General features: G+C 50.6%; 13 protein-coding genes. 9 read left to right on the top strand and 4 right to left on the bottom strand.

All coding sequences use genetic code 11. The features are described 5' to 3' along the window. The first annotated feature begins 399 nt into the window (after window positions 1-399). From CI960_RS11850 to CI960_RS11835, 4 genes are all read left to right on the top strand, one after another. A complete protein-coding gene (locus CI960_RS11850) occupies window positions 400-2043 on the top strand; it encodes a diphosphate--fructose-6-phosphate 1-phosphotransferase (RefSeq protein ID WP_005855923.1) in 1644 nt (547 codons plus the stop codon). A gap of 129 nt (window positions 2044-2172) precedes the next feature. Further along, complete coding sequence (locus CI960_RS23670) at window positions 2173-6888, top strand: SusC/RagA family TonB-linked outer membrane protein (protein WP_094582640.1); 4716 nt, start codon at window positions 2173-2175, stop codon at window positions 6886-6888. A 39-nt stretch (window positions 6889-6927) separates the two neighbouring features. Beyond that, window positions 6928-8706, top strand: a complete 1779-nt coding sequence (locus CI960_RS11840) for a RagB/SusD family nutrient uptake outer membrane protein (RefSeq protein WP_005855929.1) — start codon at window positions 6928-6930, stop codon at window positions 8704-8706. 6 nt (window positions 8707-8712) lie between these two features. Next, entirely contained in the window at window positions 8713-9219 is a 507-nt protein-coding gene (locus CI960_RS11835) for a hypothetical protein (protein WP_008771787.1), read from the top strand. Between the two features lie 454 nt (window positions 9220-9673). On the opposite strand, the gene CI960_RS11825 is transcribed toward CI960_RS11835, so the two are convergent. Then, window positions 9674-10171, bottom strand: coding sequence for a glucosaminidase domain-containing protein (locus tag CI960_RS11825; RefSeq protein WP_005855946.1), 498 nt, complete (start codon window positions 10169-10171; stop codon window positions 9674-9676). A 48-nt stretch (window positions 10172-10219) separates the two neighbouring features. Beyond that, on the bottom strand, window positions 10220-10678 hold the full coding sequence (locus CI960_RS11820) for a hypothetical protein (RefSeq protein ID WP_005855948.1): 459 nt from the start codon (window positions 10676-10678) through the stop codon (window positions 10220-10222). Window positions 10679-10819: 141 nt separating this feature from the next. Here CI960_RS11820 and CI960_RS11815 point away from each other — a divergent pair, with 141 nt between their 5' ends. Further along, the gene (locus CI960_RS11815) at window positions 10820-11041 is read left to right on the top strand and encodes a DUF4248 domain-containing protein (protein WP_005868065.1); all 222 of its coding nucleotides are present in this window, start codon (window positions 10820-10822) and stop codon (window positions 11039-11041) included. A gap of 301 nt (window positions 11042-11342) precedes the next feature. Here CI960_RS11815 and CI960_RS11810 read toward each other — a convergent pair whose 3' ends face one another. Continuing rightward, window positions 11343-13499: a BT4734/BF3469 family protein gene (locus CI960_RS11810; protein WP_005855950.1), complete on the bottom strand. Its 2157-nt coding sequence runs from the start codon at window positions 13497-13499 to the stop codon at window positions 11343-11345. 119 nt (window positions 13500-13618) lie between these two features. Beyond that, window positions 13619-13963, bottom strand: a complete 345-nt coding sequence (locus CI960_RS11805) for a hypothetical protein (RefSeq protein WP_005855952.1) — start codon at window positions 13961-13963, stop codon at window positions 13619-13621. A 163-nt stretch (window positions 13964-14126) separates the two neighbouring features. Between CI960_RS11805 and CI960_RS11800 the strand changes: the two genes are divergently transcribed. The 4 genes from CI960_RS11800 to CI960_RS11785 are packed head-to-tail and all read left to right on the top strand — an operon-like array spanning window position 14127 to window position 20435. Continuing rightward, a complete protein-coding gene (locus tag CI960_RS11800) occupies window positions 14127-14819 on the top strand; it encodes a hypothetical protein (RefSeq protein ID WP_005855955.1) in 693 nt (230 codons plus the stop codon). After that, window positions 14816-17569, top strand: a complete 2754-nt coding sequence (locus CI960_RS11795) for a TonB-dependent receptor (RefSeq protein WP_005855957.1) — start codon at window positions 14816-14818, stop codon at window positions 17567-17569. The genes CI960_RS11800 and CI960_RS11795 overlap by 4 nt, the downstream gene beginning before the upstream one ends. 12 nt (window positions 17570-17581) lie before the next feature. After that, entirely contained in the window at window positions 17582-18742 is a 1161-nt protein-coding gene (locus tag CI960_RS11790; RefSeq protein ID WP_005855959.1) for a DUF4249 domain-containing protein, read from the top strand. A 10-nt stretch (window positions 18743-18752) separates the two neighbouring features. Beyond that, window positions 18753-20435 carry a hypothetical protein gene (locus CI960_RS11785; protein ID WP_094582356.1) on the top strand — a complete coding sequence of 561 codons (1683 nt, stop codon included), beginning with the start codon at window positions 18753-18755 and terminating at the stop codon, window positions 20433-20435. Window positions 20436-20481 lie beyond the last annotated feature (46 nt).

Below are 20481 nucleotides of genomic sequence, written 5' to 3'. Positions count from 1 at the left end.
TTGAAATGGTTTATAACTAGCTTATAATTAGATGGATATAAATTATGATGGAGATTTGAGTAAAACACGTACATGTTTTCGAAAAAACACGTACGTGTTTCTTGAAAATTACGTACGTGTTTTTGGAAAAACACGACCGGGTAAAAAATAGTCAAGTAAAATATACAGTAAGCTACCTATTTTCTCGTGTTCACTTCATGGTGACACACCCTCTTCTTGTTGAAGGTTGATCGGTTATAATGATGAGGGCAAGTTTACCAGTGATTTCCCGGAAGTTTTTTTCGATGCTATTTTGAATGAACATATCCCCCTTCTCTTTTATTAATACGGATTTTTTTCCTTATATTCGCGTCACTTTTGAACACGTATCAAATAATTTCTAAATAAATCAATTAAGAAATGACAAAGAGTGCATTACAAATCGCAAGAGCAGCTTACCAACCGAAGGTACCCGCTGCGTTGAAAGGTGCAGTGAAAGCCGTTGACGGCGAGTATACTCAATCAGTAGCCGATCAGGAAGAAATCAAGAAATTGTTCCCGAACACTTACGGAATGCCGATCGTTACATTCGAGAAGAGTAACGAGGAGAAGGCTATGCCTGTCATGAACGTTGGTGTGATCCTTTCCGGTGGTCAGGCTCCCGGTGGTCACAACGTGATCGCTGGTTTGTTCGACGGTATCAAGGCTCACAACGCAGATTCTCGTCTGTATGGTTTCATCTTGGGCCCGGGCGGTTTGATCGATCATAAATATATGGAATTGACGGCTGATATTATCGACGAGTACCGTAACACGGGCGGTTTCGATATGATCGGTTCCGGACGTACGAAATTAGAGACGAAAGAGCAATTCGATAAAGGTCTTCAGATCTTGAAAGAGCTTGATATCAAGGCTTTGGTTATTATCGGCGGTGACGATTCTAACACGAACGCTTGCGTATTGGCCGAGTATTACAAGGCTATTGGCGCCGGCGTACAGGTAATCGGTTGCCCGAAGACGATCGACGGCGACTTGAAGAACGCCCAGATCGAGACCTCTTTCGGTTTCGACACGGCTTGTAAGGTTTACTCCGAGGTAATCGGTAACATCCAACGTGACTGTAACTCCGCCCAGAAATACTGGCACTTCATCAAATTGATGGGTCGCTCCGCTTCTCATATCGCTTTGGAGTGCGCTTTGCAGACTCAACCGAACGTTTGTATCATCTCCGAGGAGGTTGAGGAGAAGAATATGTCTTTGGACGATATCGTTACTTACGTGGCTGGTATCGTGGCTAAACGTGCCGCCGAGGGTAATAACTTCGGTACGGTATTGATCCCTGAGGGCTTGATCGAGTTCGTTCCGGCTATGAAACGCTTGATCGCCGAGTTGAACGACTTCTTGGCTAAGCACGACGCTGAGTTCAAGATGATCAAGAAGAGCGAGCAACGTGCTTATATCATCAGCAAGTTGACGAAGGAGAACTCTGATCTGTATGCTTCTCTTCCGGAGGGCGTAGCTCGTCAGTTGTCTTTGGACCGTGACCCGCACGGAAACGTACAGGTTTCTTTGATCGAGACTGAGAAGTTATTGTCTGAGATGGTTGGCAAGAAATTGGCTGAGTGGAAGGCCGAGGGCAAGTACGTAGGCAAGTTCGCCGCACAACACCACTTCTTCGGTTACGAGGGTCGTTGCGCCGCTCCGTCTAACTACGATGCGGACTACTGCTACTCTTTGGGTTACACGGCATCTTGCTTGATCGCCGCCGGTAAGACAGGTTATATGTCTTCCGTACGTAACACGACCGCTCCCGCTGATCAATGGATCGCCGGTGGTATCCCTGTTACTATGATGATGAACATGGAGAAACGTCATGGCGAGATGAAGCCGGTTATCCAGAAGGCTTTGGTTAAGCTTGACGGCGCTCCTTTCAAGGCGTTCGCCGCTAACCGTGACGAGTGGGCTTTGACTACTAGCTATGTATATCCGGGTCCGATCCAGTACTTCGGTCCGACGGAGGTTTGCGACCAGCCGACTAAGACTTTGCAGTTGGAGCAAGCTTAATACAGACTTATACATTATATAATATATAAGCTAGAGAGGATGTCATTTATTTGGCATCCTCTTTTTATTTACATACATTTGCCACGAGATCTTAAACCTAAAAATAAATCTTTATAACACATGGATTCCATGAAAAAGAAAATCGCCTATCTATTGCTCCTTTTGATGCTGATACCTGTCGGCTCGTTCGCCAAGGAGAAACGTACGTTCGAGATCAAGGACGGTCATTTTTATGTAAACGGGAAGGTAACCCCGATCCTCTCGGGTGAGATGCATTACCCTCGTATCCCTCATCAATATTGGCGGCATCGCCTTCGGATGATGCGAGCGATGGGCTTGAATACGGTCGCTACCTATGTCTTCTGGAACCTGCACGAGACGGAGCCGGGTAAATGGGATTTCGAGGGAGACAAGAATCTGGCCGAGTATATCCGGATAGCGGGAGAGGAGGGATTGATGGTAATCCTCCGTCCCGGCCCGTACGTATGCGCCGAGTGGGAGTTCGGTGGTTATCCGTGGTGGTTGCAGAATATACCGGGCATGGAGATCCGCCGGGATAACCCGGAGTTCTTGAAACGCACGAAGCTTTATATCGATAAGCTTTACGAGCAGGTCGGCGACTTGCAGGTATCGAAAGGCGGCCCTATCATCATGGTGCAGGCCGAGAACGAGTTCGGCTCTTACGTGGCGCAACGTAAGGATATCCCCTTGGAGGAGCATCGCCGCTACAACGCCAAGATCAAGCGGCAATTGGCGGACGCCGGTTTCAACGTGCCTCTGTTCACCTCGGACGGAAGCTGGTTGTTCGAGGGCGGTTCCACCCCGGGAGCGTTGCCTACGGCGAACGGGGAGAGCAACGTGGAGAACTTGAAAAAGGTGGTGAACGAGTATCACGGGGGAGTAGGCCCGTATATGGTAGCCGAGTTTTATCCCGGTTGGCTGATGCACTGGGCGGAACCATTCCCCGATATAAGCGATTCCGGCATAGCGAGGCAGACGGAGACGTACCTCCAAAACGATGTCTCTTTCAATTTCTATATGGTTCATGGCGGTACGAATTTCGGTTTCACCAGTGGCGCCAATTACGACAAGAAGCATGATATCCAGCCGGACTTGACCAGCTACGACTACGACGCCCCGATCAGCGAGGCGGGTTGGGTGACCCCGAAGTTCGACTCGATCCGCAACGTGATCCGGAAATACGTCACTTATGACGTCCCCGAGGCCCCAGCCCCTATACCGCTGATCGAGATCCCGTCGATCTCCTTGACGAAGGTAGCCGATGTGTTGGCCTTGGCGAAAGAAGGGGAACCGGTAGCGTCTCCGACACCTCTCACGTTCGAGCAATTGAACCAAGGATACGGCTACGTCTTGTACTCTACCCATTTCAACCAACCCCTGAAAGGCCGTTTGGAGATACCGGGCTTGCGTGATTACGCTACGATCTACGTGGATGGCGAGCGTGTCGGCGAGTTAAACCGTTGCTTCAACCAATATGCGATGGAAATCGATATCCCGTTCAACGCTACCTTGGACATCTTGGTGGAGAACATGGGGCGTATCAATTATGGCGAGGAGATCGTACGCAATACGAAGGGGATCATCAGCTCGGTCAAGATTAACGGCAGCGAGATATCGGACTGGAAGATGTACAAGCTCCCGATGGACCGGATGCCGGCTTTGGTCTCCGGCGAACCTTATGTCTATAAGAATGGCTCGCCCGAGGTAGCGGCGTTGGGGAATAAGCCGGTTCTCTACGAGGGAACCTTCCACCTGTCCGATACCGGCGATACGTTTATCGATATGGAGGATTGGGGAAAGGGCATTATTTTCATCAATGGCATCAATATCGGTCGCTATTGGTACGCCGGCCCTCAGCAAACGCTTTACATACCGGGCGTATGGCTGAACAAAGGAGAGAATAAAATCGTTATTTATGAGCAGCTGAATAATGACCGGAAGTCGAGCGTACGGACGGTCAAGACTCCTGTCTTGACAAAACTAAAGAAAATTGCAGCCATGGAGAAAAAGAATCGTTTGATGGAAAAAACAGTAAGCCCGTTTAGCGTGGATGAGACGATGCGGCGGATCGAGGAGATTATCAAGTCTCAAGGAGGTTCCGTGTTCGCCATGTTCGATCATGGGCGAAACGCTAGCGAGGTAGGGATGAAGCTGCCTCCGAATAAGGTGATCGTCTTCGGCTCACCGAAAGTCGGGACTTTATTGATGCAGCAAGATCCGTCTATCTCTTTGGAGCTGCCGCTACGTATCATCTTGATCACGACGAAGAAAGGTACGAAGAGCGGGCAACCGAGATTAACGTACGACGGTTATATTGGTGTCCAGAAGACGGGTAAGAAATATGACGTGTTGAATTCTATGGATCGCTTGAACCTAGATTGGGAGGCGCAGAAGAATAATATTGTTATGCGTGATATCGGAGGTTATCCAAGTAATCCTCAATTTGGTACGGGGGATAGACCTTCTATCCCGAATTACTTGACACAATCAGGTGCTCAGGGTTCTACTACAATAGATCCGAGCGACTATGATTATCCTACTACAACTTATGCACCATTCTCAGATACGGACTGGTGGGATGAGTTAGATCGTGCCGCCATGATTCAAAATCACCAGATCGGCTTGTCCGGTGGTACGGAAAAGGGACAGTATAACTTAAGCGCAAACTATTTCAAACAAGACGGTACGGTAATTGATTCTTACTATCAGCGTTATCAAGTGCGTGCGAATACCTCTTTCAATGTACGTGACTGGTTACGTGTGGGTGAGAACTTAACGTATGCTTTCACGAAAGATAATGGCTTGAGTGCGAATGGAGCGGAATCTAATCCTTATTCGTGGACATATCGTGCTTCTCCTTGGGTTCCGGTATATGATATCGCAGGTAATTTCGCTGGATCAAAGTTCTCCGGTACGGGTAACTTCCAGAATCCGGTAGCCAATCAAGTCCGTAATAAGGACAACTATTATACTCGCAACCGTATCTTTGGTAACTTATGGGCTGAGGCGGATATTTTCAAGGACTTGACATTCCGTACGAACTTCGGTATCGACTATACGAACCGGTATTATTATCGCATGGAAAAGAAAAATCCGGAGTTCTCAGAGTCTATGGGACAGAATAACTTTGAGGAACAAAGTGAGTTTAATTATCGTTGGGTATGGACGAATACGTTGACCTATAACAAGACTTTTAATGATATCCATAAACTTACCGTTCTGTTGGGTACGGAGGCTATCCGTGACGGTCTGGGACGCAAGTTGACCGGTCGTCGTTACAATTATTTGTTTGAGGATAATACGAATAGTTGGGTGCTGAATATGGGTGAGAATAACAACCAGCGTTTGGCGAATTCCGAATATAAGGGTGAGTTTGCTTTGTTTGGCTTGTTCGGCCGTGTAGATTATTCTTTCAATGATAAATATTTGTTCACAGGTATCATCCGTCGGGATGGTGTATCTCGTTTCTCAAAATCTAATCGTTATGGTGTGTTCCCATCCGCTTCTTTAGGTTGGCGTATTTCCCAAGAGGATTTCATGGAAAGTACGAGAGATTGGTTGGACGATTTGAAGTTGCGTGTCGGTTATGGACAGACAGGAAACTCTGAGGTTCCTCGTATTACGAACTATGCTATGGAACTTGCAACTTACCCGAAACGTTCTGACTACGATTTGAACGGACAGAATAATTCTACTACAACAGGTTTCATCTTAGATAAATATGGAAACGAGGATACCAAGTGGGAGTCTACAGAGATGTGGAACGTCGGAGTGGACGCTACTTTCTTAAATGGTAAATTCAATATTGGTGCTGAGTGGTATTGGAAGAAGACAACGGATATGTTGATCGAGGCTCAATATTCAGCGTTTGCTAACCCGGAGATCAAGAAACCATATATCAATTTCGGTGATATCAAGAATACGGGTGTCGATTTGAACTTGAATTATAGAGATTCAAAAGGTGATTGGTCTTGGGACGTAAGTTTGAACCTTTCCCATTATAAGAACGAGGTACTGCGTATCTCGGAGTCGGATGATGCCTCTTTGTGGGGAGCGGGAACTCGCTTGGATGGAAACGTGACCCGTACGACGAAAGGACATGCTATCTCTGAGTTCTATGGTTACAAGGTGAATGGTTTCTATGAGAACGTTGACGAGGTTTTGGCCTTGCCGCCTCTAGGACAATCCGGATTGAACGCTGAGTCCGCCAAGGCTTGGGTCGGTAAATTTAAGTTTGATGATGTGGATAAGGATGGTAAGTTGACGGAAAGAGACCGTACGTTCATCGGTTCTCCCCATCCTGATTTGATCGCTGGCTTAAACGCTACGGTTACTTGGAAAAACTGGGACTTCACGATGTTCTGGTATTCAACTATTGGCAATGACCTGTTTAACAATACGAAATATTTTACGGACTTCTGGATGTTCAACGGTAACAAGTCTGAGCGTATGCGTGATCAATCTTGGACTCCCGGTGCTGATAATAGCAATGCCATTTTGCCGATCTTGGATTCGAACGATGGTTATTCTGGTAAATTCTCGAACTCTTATTACGTAGAGAATGCTTCGTTCTTGCGTTTGAAGAATGTGGTTTTGGGTTATACGCTTCCGAAGAGCGTGTTATCTAAGGTGGGTATCCAAAACTTACGTTTGTATGTACAAGCCGAGAATTTGCTGACTATTACCGGTTACTCTGGATTGGATCCGGAATATACGAATGCGGATATGGGCAAAGAAAGTGGGGGAGACCTACAGAGAGGTGTTGATATGGGTGGATGGCCTTCAACGATGCGTTTCTTGTTCGGTGTAAATTTCGCTTTCTAATGTTTAGGGATTTGATTAACTTTTAAAATGAATTTTATTATGAAACACAACAAATATATATTAGCGTTGGCTTTTGCCAGTATGCTGACTTTAGGGTCTTGTGGCGATGATTTCTTGGGAAAGGAGCCGCAAGGAGTTTTGACCCCGGAGGCTTTGGCGAATGCTCAAGGTGTGGAGTTGCTGGTTACTAGTGCTTATGCGGGTTTAGCCTCTCCTGTGGAAGGATACGATCCCTATCAAGCTTCTCCGTTTAACTGGGTATGGGGTGGTATTTATGGGGGTGATGCTAACAAGGGATCAGACCCTAACGACCAATCTACGGTGAATGAGATAGAATTGTATAATACATTGTCGACCAATGGCTATATCAAGCAAAAATGGGTTTGGGTGTATCAAATGAGCAAACGTGTTAACTTGGCTCTTCAGGTCTTGGAAAATGCGGAGGATATGAAGGAGGAAATTCGCCAAATGCGTAAAGGCGAGTTGAAATTCTTACGAGCCTTGGCTTATTTCGAGGGAATGCGTGTGTTTGGTGTTTATCTCCCCTATATTGATGAGACTAATCAAGAGAATGACCCAAAGGTGCATAATGACAAAGATATCTATAGCTTGGTCGTTGCCGACGTGGATGATGCTATAGCGAATTTATCAGATGATCCTGAGGTTGTTGGTGAGGTTGGCCGGGCGAATAAGTCCGCTGCGAAGGCTCTGAAGGCTAAGATCTTGATGTGGCATGGTGATTTGGCGGAAGCGCAACCTATCTTAGCGGATGTGTTGACGAATGGTGTTACGTCTAAGGGTATGGCTTATGGACTGGAAGATGATCTGGACAATAACTTCAATGCTTTGACAGAAAATGGTAAGGAATCTATTTTTGCGGTACAATATTCAAATGCGGCAGAGAATATGGGAGGTGCTGCCTTCTGTTTAGCATATCCGCATAATACGGGTCCCGGTGGATGTTGTGGTTTCTACCAGCCTTCTTTTGAGTTGGTGAATTCGTTCCAAGTAGATGCGAATGGCCTTCCTTACTTGAACGGTGAATATCGTACGAAGAAAAGTGTATCTGTTCGTAACTCCGATAGTTCCCAAGATGCTGTGCTAGCCGTTAACGATAATAACATTGCGGTCGATCCTCGATTGGATTTTGCTGTAGGTCGTTTTGGTATTCCTTATAAGGATTGGGGATTCCCAGAGAATGGTTGGGTACGAGATGCTACGAATGGCGGTATCTTCATGCCGAAAAAGCATGTATATAGCAAGGCTGAGGATGCGGCTGGTATGAAAGCGTTATATGGTGGTTGGGCACCGGGTTCTGCTATGAACTTGCAATATTTAAGTGTTCGTGACTTGACTTTATTATATGCTGAATGCTTGGCTAACGCTGGGAATCTGAAAGGTGCGATGGAGCAGGTTAACAAGATTCGTCGTCGTGCGGCTTTGGATGTTAATATTGTTAAGTTAGATGATGGGACTCCAGCCGCTAATTATAAGATTGCCGAATATCCTTCTTCACATGCCGCATTCTCAAACAAAGATGTTTGTATCAAGGCGATTCGCATGGAGCGTAAGTTAGAGTTGGCTATGGAAGGTGAGCGCTGGTTCGATTTGTCCCGTTGGGGTGGTGATGTGATGGCTAGTGAGTTGAAAGCCTATGTGGACTATGAGAAACAGTATATCTCTAAGTTTGCGGGAGCTTCTTATCTGTCATCGAAAAAGACAATGTTGCCCGTTCCTGACGATGAGATCTTGACTTTGGGTACAGATCCGGAAACAGGTACTCCGTACTTGGTACAGCCGGAAGCTTGGAGAAACTAAAGGTTTATGGCGATAAGGAAGGCAGGGGACTTCCTTATCGTTTTTATTTTGAATGGTGCTTACAGATTCTTGCTCTTAAAGAGTTTGTCTTCTTATATTTTAGAATTCTTTTTTATTGAAACTCAATTAAATTTTAAAATTATGAAGAAGTTATTATGCTGTTTTATTATTTTGTGCCTTTCTGTGTGTTCTTTTTCTACAATTCAAGCTGTAGAAGTGGAAAACGATAATGTAGATATAATGGCAGTTGCTGCTGCTATGTATATTAAGGGGGAAACTTCTTTGAAGTTTAGTGGTGGTTACGCAGGGTCGTCTTACCAACTGTTCAATGCTCCTAGTGGTGCTGAATTTAGATGGAGTATTGTAGGTTCTGGGAATTGTTATTGTTATCCGAATGGTGATTATTGTTCGATTAACGTATATTCTCCGGGTTCTTATCGACTAGTTTGTGATGTATATGTTAATGGAGTTAGGGTAGATGGAGTGACAACTTATATAACGGTTATGCCATAGAAGAGTTTGTCTTGAATAATTGATGGTTATATGTTCTTTTATAACCACAAAAGGAATAGATGGTTTAATAAAAGTTAAAGGGTATGCATCACGGCATACCCTTTTTGCTTGAAGAAAATAGTATTCTTCAAATTCCCATTTCCTCTAATAACCCCAGTACTTCAAGAGGCACCCTGCGCACCCCGCTATGAGGAGGGTGTAGCCGGAGATACCCAGCCAGTCCGCCCCGGGGGGCGGTGGGGAGGAGGGGTGCCGTCGTGGCGGAAGAGCGTCAGCGAGGCGCCGATCGCCGCTAGCGTCACCTCCGTCTCCCGCATGAGGAGGGAGAGGAGGGCTAGCAGGAGAAGGAGCAGCGCCGGTAGCGTCTGTCGTTTCGGGAACAGGGGGATGCTGCGGGAAGATGACCCGGAGGAGCGCCGTGAGGCAACGGAGGATGAGTTCAAGGTATTTCATTTTAGTTGACAGTTGATGATAGGGGCGGCATCTGCCCGCCCTTTGGATTAACGATTGATAGTTGCGAGCTGATTTTTCGGCAAAGCTGGACGATCAGCTTACGATAGGCTTCCCGGTTATCGCCGTTCACCTCGCTGATGTAGGGGCTGTAAGCGATCTCCTTGGCGAAGGCCGTAGGGTTGGCGCTCATGTCGGCCGCCCGGGGATAGGCCGAGCGAAGCAGGCGGCAGTAATCCATGAACGAGCACTTATCGTCCGGGTAGATCCGGAAACGTAGCGAGCGGGACGACAGCTCCGTCCACCGGCCGGTCCACCATACGTTGGGCAGCCCGTAGGCCGTGATGCCGAAAAAGTTATGATACTCCCGGCAGAGCGTACTCTCGCCCCAACCCGTCTCGATGGCCGCCTGTGCCAAGATCACCACCGGATCGATCCGGAACGCCCGCCCGGCCTCCCCGGCCAGCGGAGCGTATTCACGTATAAAAACAGAAATCTCCATACCACTTAATTTTCAATTTTCAATTCTCAATTCTCAATTCTCAATTCCCTAAATCTCGTCCGGGCTCTCGGAATCGCCCCCGCCACCTCCCGGGGTCACCTCTCCGTTCGAGTACTCGGTGTACTCACGGAGCTTGGCCGTCAGCTTGAGCGAGGCGCTGGAGAGGTTGCCCGTGGCACGGGCACGAAGGCGTACGCCGATGATATTGCCTTGCGTGGAGAAATCCTCCGGCGTGACGGCCCCCTTCGAGCGGATGCCCACGCTGAAGATGCCGAGGTCGTCTATCTTCACGTTCTTGCCGTCCATCAGCAGCTCCTTGATACAATTCACCATGTCCTTCAGCATGCCGTGGATGGCGCCGGTGGAGAAGGGGGTGTTGTGGGTGGACATGTGCTCGGCCAAGGCGGCGATGTCTACCGTCTCCTCGCATACGGCACGGGCGTACCACTTGTTGAAGGTTGTCACGTTCTTCTCGTTCTTGTTTTGATACTTCTTGTAGCGGATCATAATGTGTTGTTTTTTAATGTTGATACAAAGATACGGCAGGGCGTGAGGGCTTTGTCGCTTTGGGTGACTTAGGGTGATTTCGGGTGAATTATTTCTCCGGAAAATGATGGATATATGCCGGAGATTCACTATCTTTAGGATATGGAAACGACATTCAAGATACGAGCATACGGGCGGATGGAGCTGGCCGAGGTCTACCTGCCCGACCTGCATCCCCGCTCGGCCCACCGCAAGCTGCAACATTGGATAACGATCTATCCCGGCCTGCCCGGTCGCCTCCTCTCGCTGGGTTATCACGAGGGCGAGCGGGTCTATTCGCCCGCCATGGTACGGGCCATCATCGAGTCGCTCGGCGAGCCGTGAGAGCCGGATGGTATCCGGGTGGAATAGGGGCGCTAAGTCAATGGAACGCAAGACGGATTCCATTGACTTAGCATCCGTATCTCATTGGTTTTCCGGTCATGTTTCTTAATCCCGACGAATATCGGTGCCGGGGTTAGGGCGCAAAAGGCGCATCTTTACGTGCCTATATAAAACTTTTCTTGTAAATATATTTTTTCATCACACTGCTATAGTGTGATATATATTTATTTTTTTGTAAAATGTTTTTCCAGACACTGTTTTTTGCGCCTTTTGCGCCCTGCTCATTTTAGAAAGTCAGTTTTTATTCCGGCTTATCTTCTTGACCCTTAAAGATATCATTCTCCTTTTGGGCTCTATCCTCTTCCTCTTGCCTAGGGCGCAAAAAATTGGCTTTTACCTGTTCCGAGGTGATCTCGGCGACCTCAAACAGTAGTTTTCCTCTAGTTTTCGTGAGCTTAAAACCGTGTTTTTTCAGCACCTTGCTCAACGTAACTATATTGGAACGTGTCGGCGTGATACGTGTAAATACACTTAGTTTCGTCATAATATCGCTCGCCGTAAGATACTGTGGCGTGTCAAAACGCTCCGGTTTGCGGAAATAGGTGAAGAACAACTCCTCCTCGGGGCTTCGCTGGCGGAAGGTCTCGTTGTTCTCGTTGATCTTCCGGATGTCTTCGCCGGAGAACCAGTATTTCTCGCCCCGGCGGAAGAGGGCGAGGGCTTGGGCGTAGATGTCGGCGTGTCGCACGGGCGACTGGTAATCGATCCGTGTGGCCTCGAAGCAGAGGAAGCGGCGAGACTCGTTATCGTCCGGCAGCGATTGCAAGTCGTTCACCGTGGCGGCGAAGGAGGCGTGGCGTATCTGCGTCTCGGCATAGTGTCCGTACGGGCGGCGCAGGTAGATGACCCCGGTGGAGGTGAGCGCCTTGAGGCGGTTCAGATCGGCGTAGCTCTGGCCGGACATCTCGTCGATGACGATCAAGAGGCAGTCCACCATCATCTGCGGGAAACCTTTGCTATACGGATTGACATTGCCCGTGAAAAGATAGTCCCGCAATTCGGGCGGCACGAGGTTCCGCAGCCACGAGGTCTTGCCCAGCCCCTGCCCGCCGGCCAGCAGCAGGATGGTATGGTTTTCCACGCCTAGCTCCATGGAGCCGGCCACTTGCGCGATAAGCCAGCGCTTGAGGCAACCCCGCCAGAAGGCGGGCCGGGTGGTGTCCACGGTATCGGCCAGCTGCCCGATCCAGTCCGTCACCCCGTCCCACGGGGCCAGCCCCTCGAAATACGAGCGGAAAGGGTGGAACGTCTCGCTGAAGTCCGACATCAGTATGGCCCGGATGTCGTTATGCGAGCAGTAGTGGCCGTCCTTCAGGAGACTCCGCCAGAGCGAGTTCACCCAGTAGTCGGTCACCGGCTTGAAGACCGGCTTTTGACCGTTCCGCTTTTTCTTCGTGGCTACCTCCACGTACCCCCTCACGGCGTTCTTGCGGGTGAGGAAACGCTCGGATATATAATTCTCCACGGCGACCACGTCCAGCGGGCCCCCGCCCTTTTTCCGGGAGGTGGCGGCGCTCGTCTCGGCGGCGTGCTCCTCCACGTGGCTGTAGGCGCTCTCGATGGCGGCGAGGCGCTCCTCCGCCGGCAAGTCGGCGAAGTCGGTAGCGGCGTAAGCCTCCATCTCGGCCCGCTTCACGCCCAGCCGGTTCGCCCGTGCGGCCATGACGAAGATGAAGTTATTGCGGTTGCCCTCGGCGTAGGCGCCTTTCCGCTCGGCGGTCCGGCGTGCCTTCTCCAGTGGCGAGGCCACCTTCCTTTCCTTCGCCCCGGGAGCCGTCTCGCTAACCTCCTCCTTCCAAGTAAGGGGTAGCGGGGCGAGGCCCTCCGGTAGCTCGCCGGTACCCTCCAGCCAAGGGCGGTAGGCAGGCGAGAGGTATAGGGCGGGATCGTCCGATACGAAGCAAAGCCGCCCGAGGTCGCTGCCCGAGGTATCCAGCTCCACGCCGAGCCGGGCGGCGTACCAACGGCTCATGGCCTCGTAGACCCTCCGGTGATTGCCCGGCGTGGCGGTCTCGTCCGTGGCGGCGTAGGCGATGAGTTTCGCCCCGTCGCCGCTGGGACTGCGGAAATACGCCACGGTGTAGGGCGCTTCCGTGGCGAGCGGGGTGATACGCTCCAGCTCCCGTTCCCCTACGTGGTCGATGTCGAGTACCACCAATTGGTTATAGCGGGTGATGTGAGGGTCGAGGCGTTTCCCGGAGTAGGTGGCCTGTGGGGTGAAAGCGGGCAGTTTTTTCTTTAGTTTGGCGGCCAGTTCCTTATCGCCCGACGCTAGCGCCTCCCGCATCTCGTCGATGAACTGCTTGTACGTTCCTCTTTGGATGTTTTCCAGTACGCCCGCTAGCGAGGCGTCTCCCTTGTATCGTCCGAAAAGGGCGAATAATGATGTGTTTATCATACTATGTTTTTAAGTGATAAAAAAAGAGCCAGTGTCTCTGGCTTGATGGCGCTAAGGTAGGGAGGCGCTTTGGGACGCCTCCCAAGTTTTAACTTTTGTTGTGAAAAACGGGAAGCTTGTTATTCATGCGCTTTCCCGTATTCCTCCTGCGCCGTCGAGAGGATGCTCCGGAAGCTCCTTGGCTCCGGGCAGCCGTTGGGGTGTATCTCGAACACCTCGTCCAGCGCCCGTATCATGGCTTCCCGGTTCGTCTGCCCGTTCACCCGGAAACGTTGGTCATCGAGGATGGGCAGCGTCAGTCGCACGAAGTCTTTCACGGAGCCCGTGTAGATGATCTTCTCCCGTTTAACCAGATCCTCCTCCGGCTGGTAGTCTTTAAACAACTTATGCGCCCCCTTCGCGTCTTTTTTCAAGTCCACCCATGCCTTTTGGGCATTTTCCAGACTATCCAGCAGCTTTCTCACGCTTGTTTCCGCTTCCCGGAAACTGATTTTTTTTCATATATGATTAATTGTTAAAGTTAAAAACGTCGCAAAGGTATATTATCCACGTGATAATTCCTCGGAAGTTGTTGGTTTGTCGGATATATATGCTTACATTTGGCATGAAACTTTAAATCTGGATCTTATGAGAAAGCTTCTGGGGTTTTTATGCGTATGCGCGTTGGCTATCGTTACGGCTAGGGCACAAGATGCGGTGGATGACTATGTCTCTTCCGCCGCCGGCCAATCCGTGATCTACCATGGGAAGGAGCAATTAAAATATCCCACCTCGATAAGAAATCACCCCTATTTGAAGAGCGAGAAATACGTACCCGGGGATCTTAGCTTCGAAGGCATTCTCTACAAGGGCGTGAAAATGCGCTTAGACCTGTACAAGAATGAGTTATTACTGCTCTCTCCGGACAATCGCTATAATATCGTCTTGCCGAGCGATCGGGTAGACTACGCTGAGTTTCATGGGTACGATATCTTCTACAGGTATCCGGACGAGCGGTCGGGTAACCTGCCGGAAGGCTATTACCTACGGTTGCATGAAGGGAAGTGTACCGTGCTGGGGAAATGGTCTTGTATATTATCTAAGACGATAAAAGATATGCAGGTGGATGAATCCTTCGATCAGTCCGTAAAATATTATATCCGGAAGGAGGGTGTTTACTATACCGTGAGGAGCAAAGGCTCCGTGTTGAAGGTCCTCAAGTCCAAGAAAAAAGAGCTGGCCCGGTATATCAAGCGGCGAAAGCTGGATTTCAAGCACGCTCCCGAGGAAGCCATCGTAGCCGTGGTGAGACAGTATGAACAGTTAAACGAGATCCCATGAAAAAGAGCCTGTATATCGTTATGATGATGTGCCTGCTGTCCGGCTGGACGGTGAGGGCGCAGCGGACGGTCGATCTGGATTTCCGGCAAGTAACCTTGAATGTCGTGTTCGACGCTATCGAGCGGCAGACCGGCCAGCCTGTCTATCGGCAACCCTTGGAGACGGATTCCATGGTCGTTAGCGTACACAGTGAGAAGGAAGAGCCCTTGGTGGCGTTGCGGCGTGCGTTGGAGGGGACTCCCTTCCAAGTATCCTCGTATGGCGGCGCCTTCTTTGTATTGAGAGATAACACCTTGATGACCTCCCTGCCCGAGAACTTCTTCCTGCGGGAGAAGCGGAGAGAGGGCGATGGCGACGAGGAAGGCTCCGGTATCTCCCTGATGGCGGGCCGGAAGCAGCAGAAGGCTACCTCCGAGAACAAGGTCTACGAGATCGGCGACGCCTCGGGCAAGGCGGCGGACCGGGTCACGGTGACCGGCAATATCAGCGATTTCAAGACCGGCGAGCCGATGGTGGGCGTGGCCGTGTTCGTGAAGGACCCGATGATCGGGGCCACTACCGACGCTTACGGCTATTATACGCTGCGCCTCCCTCCCGGACGGCACGAGCTGTACATCCAAGGCATGGGCATGAAAGACACCCGGCGGCAGATCATGCTTTATTCCGACGGCAAGCTGGATATAGAGCTGGAGGAACAGGTCTACACCTTGAAGGAGGTCACGATCTCCTCCGAGAAGATCGCCAACGTGCGGAATACGACGATGGGCGTGGAACGCCTGAAGGTGAAGGATATAAAGAATATCCCGATGGCGTTCGGTGAGGTGGATATCATGAAGGTAGTCATGTCGCTCCCCGGCGTGAAGGCGGTGGGCGAGGCCTCTAGCGGCTTTAACGTGAGGGGCGGGGCGACGGACCAGAACTTGATCCTCTTCAACGACGGGACGGTCTATAACCCGACCCACCTGTTCGGCTTCTTCTCCGTCTTCAACCCCGACGTGGTGAAGGACATGGAGCTGTACAAGAGCAGCATCCCCGCCAAGTATGGCGGACGTATCTCCTCGGTACTCGACATCAACAGCCGGGAGGGTAACAAAAAGGAGTTCAAGGGATCGGCGAGCATCGGCTTGCTAACCAGCCGCCTTACCTTGGAGGGGCCTCTCTTCTCCGAGAAGACCTCCTTTATCGTGGGCGGACGTACCACTTACTCGGACTGGATCTTGAAGAAACTCCCCGAGAAGAGCGGCTATAAGGATGGCAACGCCGGTTTTTACGACCTGAACGCCACGATTAACCATAAGTTCGACGAGCGGAACAACCTCTATCTGAATGGCTACTACAGCCACGACCGTTTCCGCTTTAACGTGGATGAGCGGTATGCCTACGAGAACGCCAACGCCTCGGTGAAATGGAGGCATATCTTCTCGGATCGTTTCACGGGAGTCCTCACCGCTGGCTACGACCATTATGGCTACAATACCCGTAATACGGATAACCCGGTGAACGCTTATTCCCTCGCTTTCCGTATCGACCAGATGTACGGGAAGATGGACTTCACGCATTACCTGAGCGATAAGCATACGCTGGATTTCGGCGCCAGCTCGCTGTTTTACGACTTGGAGCCGGGGAAATACCTTCCCTATGGAGGGGAGTCGTTGGTGAAGGAGGACCGGATGGAGAAGGAGAAAGCGGTGGAGTCCGCTATCTATGTGGGCGATCGTTGGGATATCACCTCCCAACTCTCCTTGAACGTGGGGGTCCGTTATTCCATGTTTAACGTATTGGGGCCCCGTACCTATAATCTCTATGCCGACGACCAACTGCCTTCCTTGGCTACCGTGACGGGTACGGTGGATAAGACCGGGGCGTTCAAGACTTACCACGGGCCGGAGTTCCGGGTATCCGCCCGTTATGCCTTTACCGAGGACTTCTCCGTGAAGGCCGGCTTTAATACGATGCGCCAGAATATCCATAAGCTATCCAATACGACGATCATGTCGCCCACGGATACGTGGAAGTTGAGCGACGCTAACATCAAGCCGCAGACGGGTATGCAAGTGGCCGCCGGGCTATACCGGAATTTCTTGAACAATACGATCGAGGTCTCCTTGGAGGGATATTACAAGACGATGAAGGATTACCTAGATTACCGGAACGGCGCCGAGCTGCTGATGAACCACCACATCGAGACGGACGTGCTGAGGACCGAGGGGCGTGCCTATGGCGTGGAGCTGATGGTGAAGAAAACGCAAGGGAAGTTGAACGGCTGGGTAAGCTATACCTACTCTCGCACGCAACTGCGGCAGAACGACCCGATGATCGTCACTCCCGTGAACAATGGGGATTGGTACGCCGCCGATTTCGATAAGCCGCACGACTTGAAGTTCGTGGGTAACTATAAGTTCACGCATCGTTTCAGCTTTTCGCTGAATTGCGACTATAGCACGGGACGGCCGATCACCTTGCCGGTCTCCAAATATCATTACGGGGGCGGGGAGTTTGTCTACTATTCGGACCGTAATCAATACCGTATCCCGGACTTTTTCCGGATGGACGCCTCGTTCAACATCGAGCCGAGCCACCACCTGACGTTGCTCACGCATAGCACGATCTCTTTCGGAGTCTATAACCTGACGGGGCGAAAGAACGCCTACTCGGTGTATTATATATCGGAGAACGGGAAATTAAAGGGATATAAGATGGCGATATTCGGGGTGCCTATCCCGTTTGTCTCTTATAATATTAAATTTTAGGGGGGAGTTGAGATGAGGAAAGAAGCGAAGATAAAAGATTCTATAAAAGGCTTTCATTGGTGGCTGGGGGCTTTGCTGTTGTTATTGTCCGCCTGTGTCACGGATTACGAGCCGAAGGGCTTGGAGCAGGTACGGGATTTGTTGGTCGTGGATGGTATCATCACGAATGGCGAGACTACGATAAAGCTCCGGAGAAGCGTGGGCCTGACCGACGATTTCACGGAGGATGAGTTCGTGAATAACGCCAAGGTGGTGGTGGAGCGTGAGGATGGAGCTGTTTTCACTTGCGCTAATTCTTCCGGGAAGGGAGAGTATAAGGTGGATATGGGAGAGCTGGACCCGGGTAGCCGGTACCGGCTACATATCTCGCTGGATGGGCTGGAGTATGAGTCGGACTATCTGGGACCGGAGATAACGCCTCCGATCGACTCTCTCTCCTTGCTGAAGAAGGGGCCGGGAGAGGAGGTCCGTCTCTGTGTGTCTACGCATAATGCCCCGGATCGATCCTCTTATTTCCGCTGGATGTATAAGGAGAATTGGGAGGTGAAGGCGGAGATCTTCATGGCCGCCGAGAAAATGGGTAATACGGTCGTAATATATGATTTACTTACATCGAATAATTGGTATTATTGCTGGGGGAAGGACAGCTCGAAGGTGATCTCCCTAGGCAGTTCCGACAGGCTGACGCAGAACGTGATCGCTAACAAAAGTATCGCCTCGTATCATCCCAGCGATCGCCGTTTCTCGATGTTGTATCATGCGGAGGTGGAACAATATGCGTTGCACCGGGAGGCTTACGACTACTATTTTAATTTGCAGAAGAACATAGAGGAGTCTGGTAGCTTGTTTGCCCCTATTCCTTCCGAGATGAAAGGGAATATCCGCTGCGTGACGGACCCGGAGGTTCCGGTGATCGGTTTCGTGGAAGTAGCGACAGTGACTCGCCTCAAGCGTTTCTTTCCGGAGATAGGGAAGGTATATGAGGCCGAGGTTACGGGCTGCGCAAGCACGATCGTACAGGGATCGGAATATGATAATAATCCGGATTACGGATATGTTTCCTATAATCCGATGAATGCGGCGAGTAATACGTATGCGCTGAAACGTTGTATGGATTGCGGCCGTTTTGGTTCGAAACAGAAGCCCTCTTGGTGGCCTACCAGTCATTTATAATTTAGTTGCTATGAAGAAGTCTATGATAAAACAATGTATCTTGTCGCTCCTCTGCCTCTTATGGGCGGGGCAAACGGTTCTCGCAGGGGAATTGCGAGAGCGGGTTTACCTGCAAACGGATAAGCAATTTTATCTGTCGGGCGAGCTTGTATGGATGAAATTCATTGCCACGGATTTGGACCAACGGTTGTCCGACGTGAGCAAGGTGGGATATGTGGAGCTTCTGGATAGCGCCTCGGCGGTCGTGCAAGCCCGACTCGTGCTGGAGAAGGGGGTGGGCGATGGTTGTCTGCAGTTGCCTTCTACCTTGCCGACCGGAAACTACCGGCTGGTGGCCTATACCCGTTATATGCGGAACGAGGAGGAGGAGGTCTTCTTTGAGAAGCCGCTGGCGGTGGTGAACACTTTCGTGACGAACGAGACCCTGCTGACAGATACTTTATTGCCCGCTTACTCTTTTACGAGGCGAGAGGGCCCGGTTTCCGTATCACCGGACCGTATGACCTATGATACCCGTTCAGGGGGGGAGATCCGGATAAACGGCCTGCCCCCGGATCTACAGACCCTATCGGTCTCTATCGCCGGGATTGACTTGTATAAACCTTTCGCCCGGAGCGGTATCGTTGATTGGAAACAAAGCATGCCTACTACGGGATCATCGCCTGCCGATCGTAAATTCTTGGCGGAATACGAGGGGCCGATCCTGACGGGGAAAGTGATCGATCTGTCTACGGGCGAACCTTCGTCTAAAGAGGCGGTGAGGCCTTTATTGGGCTTTTCCGGGGGGGAGATCCGCCTTTTCGGGGGGCAACTGGGCGCTGCCGGGGAGGTGACTTTCTTTACGAAACATATATCTGGGACGCACGAGATCGTGACGGTGGCTTTATCCCCTTCCTCCTCTCGCTACCGGGTGGACATCGAATCTCCTTACGCTACGCATCCGGAGAAGGAGCTTCCCGCCTTGAGATTGAATCCCGCTTGGCAAGATGAGTTGGTGAAGCGGAGCGTGGGGCTACAGGTGTTGCATGCTTACCGGTCTGATTCCTTGGTTCGGGAAAAAGCGGAGAAGCCTTGGTTCCAGTGGCAACCGGATTGGAGTTATCTTTTGGACGAGTACACCCGTTTCACGACGATGGAGGAGGTCGTTATCGAGTTTATCCCCGGCCTCCGCTTCCGTAAGATGGATGGGGTTCGCCGGTTGGCGGTCCTGACCGAGGAGCGGATCGGGTATACGATCGGTAACTCATTGGTTTTATTGGATGGTATCCCCATCGTCGATCATGAGGTCATTTTTAAGTACGATCCCCTAAAAATCCGGAAGATCGATGTGTATAAAGGTAAGTACGTATTCGGTGGGCAGATATTCGACGGTATCGCCTCCTTCTCCTCTTACGAGCATAATTACCCGGGTCTGGTAGTTGATAACTCCACCCAGTTCTTTGATTATGAGGGCACGCAAGCCCAGCGCATCTTCTATATGCCCGCTTACCGGACAGAGGCCGAGAAGCGATCTCCCGTTCCGGATTTCCGCCATACCTTACTTTGGCGACCCGATATCCGGACAGCCGGCGAGTCCTCTATATCCATCCCCTTTACCACCTCCGACCTGACCGGTGATTTCACCATCACCATCGAAGGCCTGACCCAAACCGGGGAGGCCCTCTACGCGACGGAACAATTTCAGGTAAAATAGCGTGCGATATGGATTATTCTATTTATCTTTGCCTTGACAAACAAAA

The organism is Parabacteroides sp. CT06, assembly GCF_002257605.1.
Taxonomy (GTDB): Bacteria; Bacteroidota; Bacteroidia; order Bacteroidales; family Tannerellaceae; genus Parabacteroides; species Parabacteroides distasonis.
This window is presented reverse-complemented; position numbering and strand designations above follow the sequence as displayed.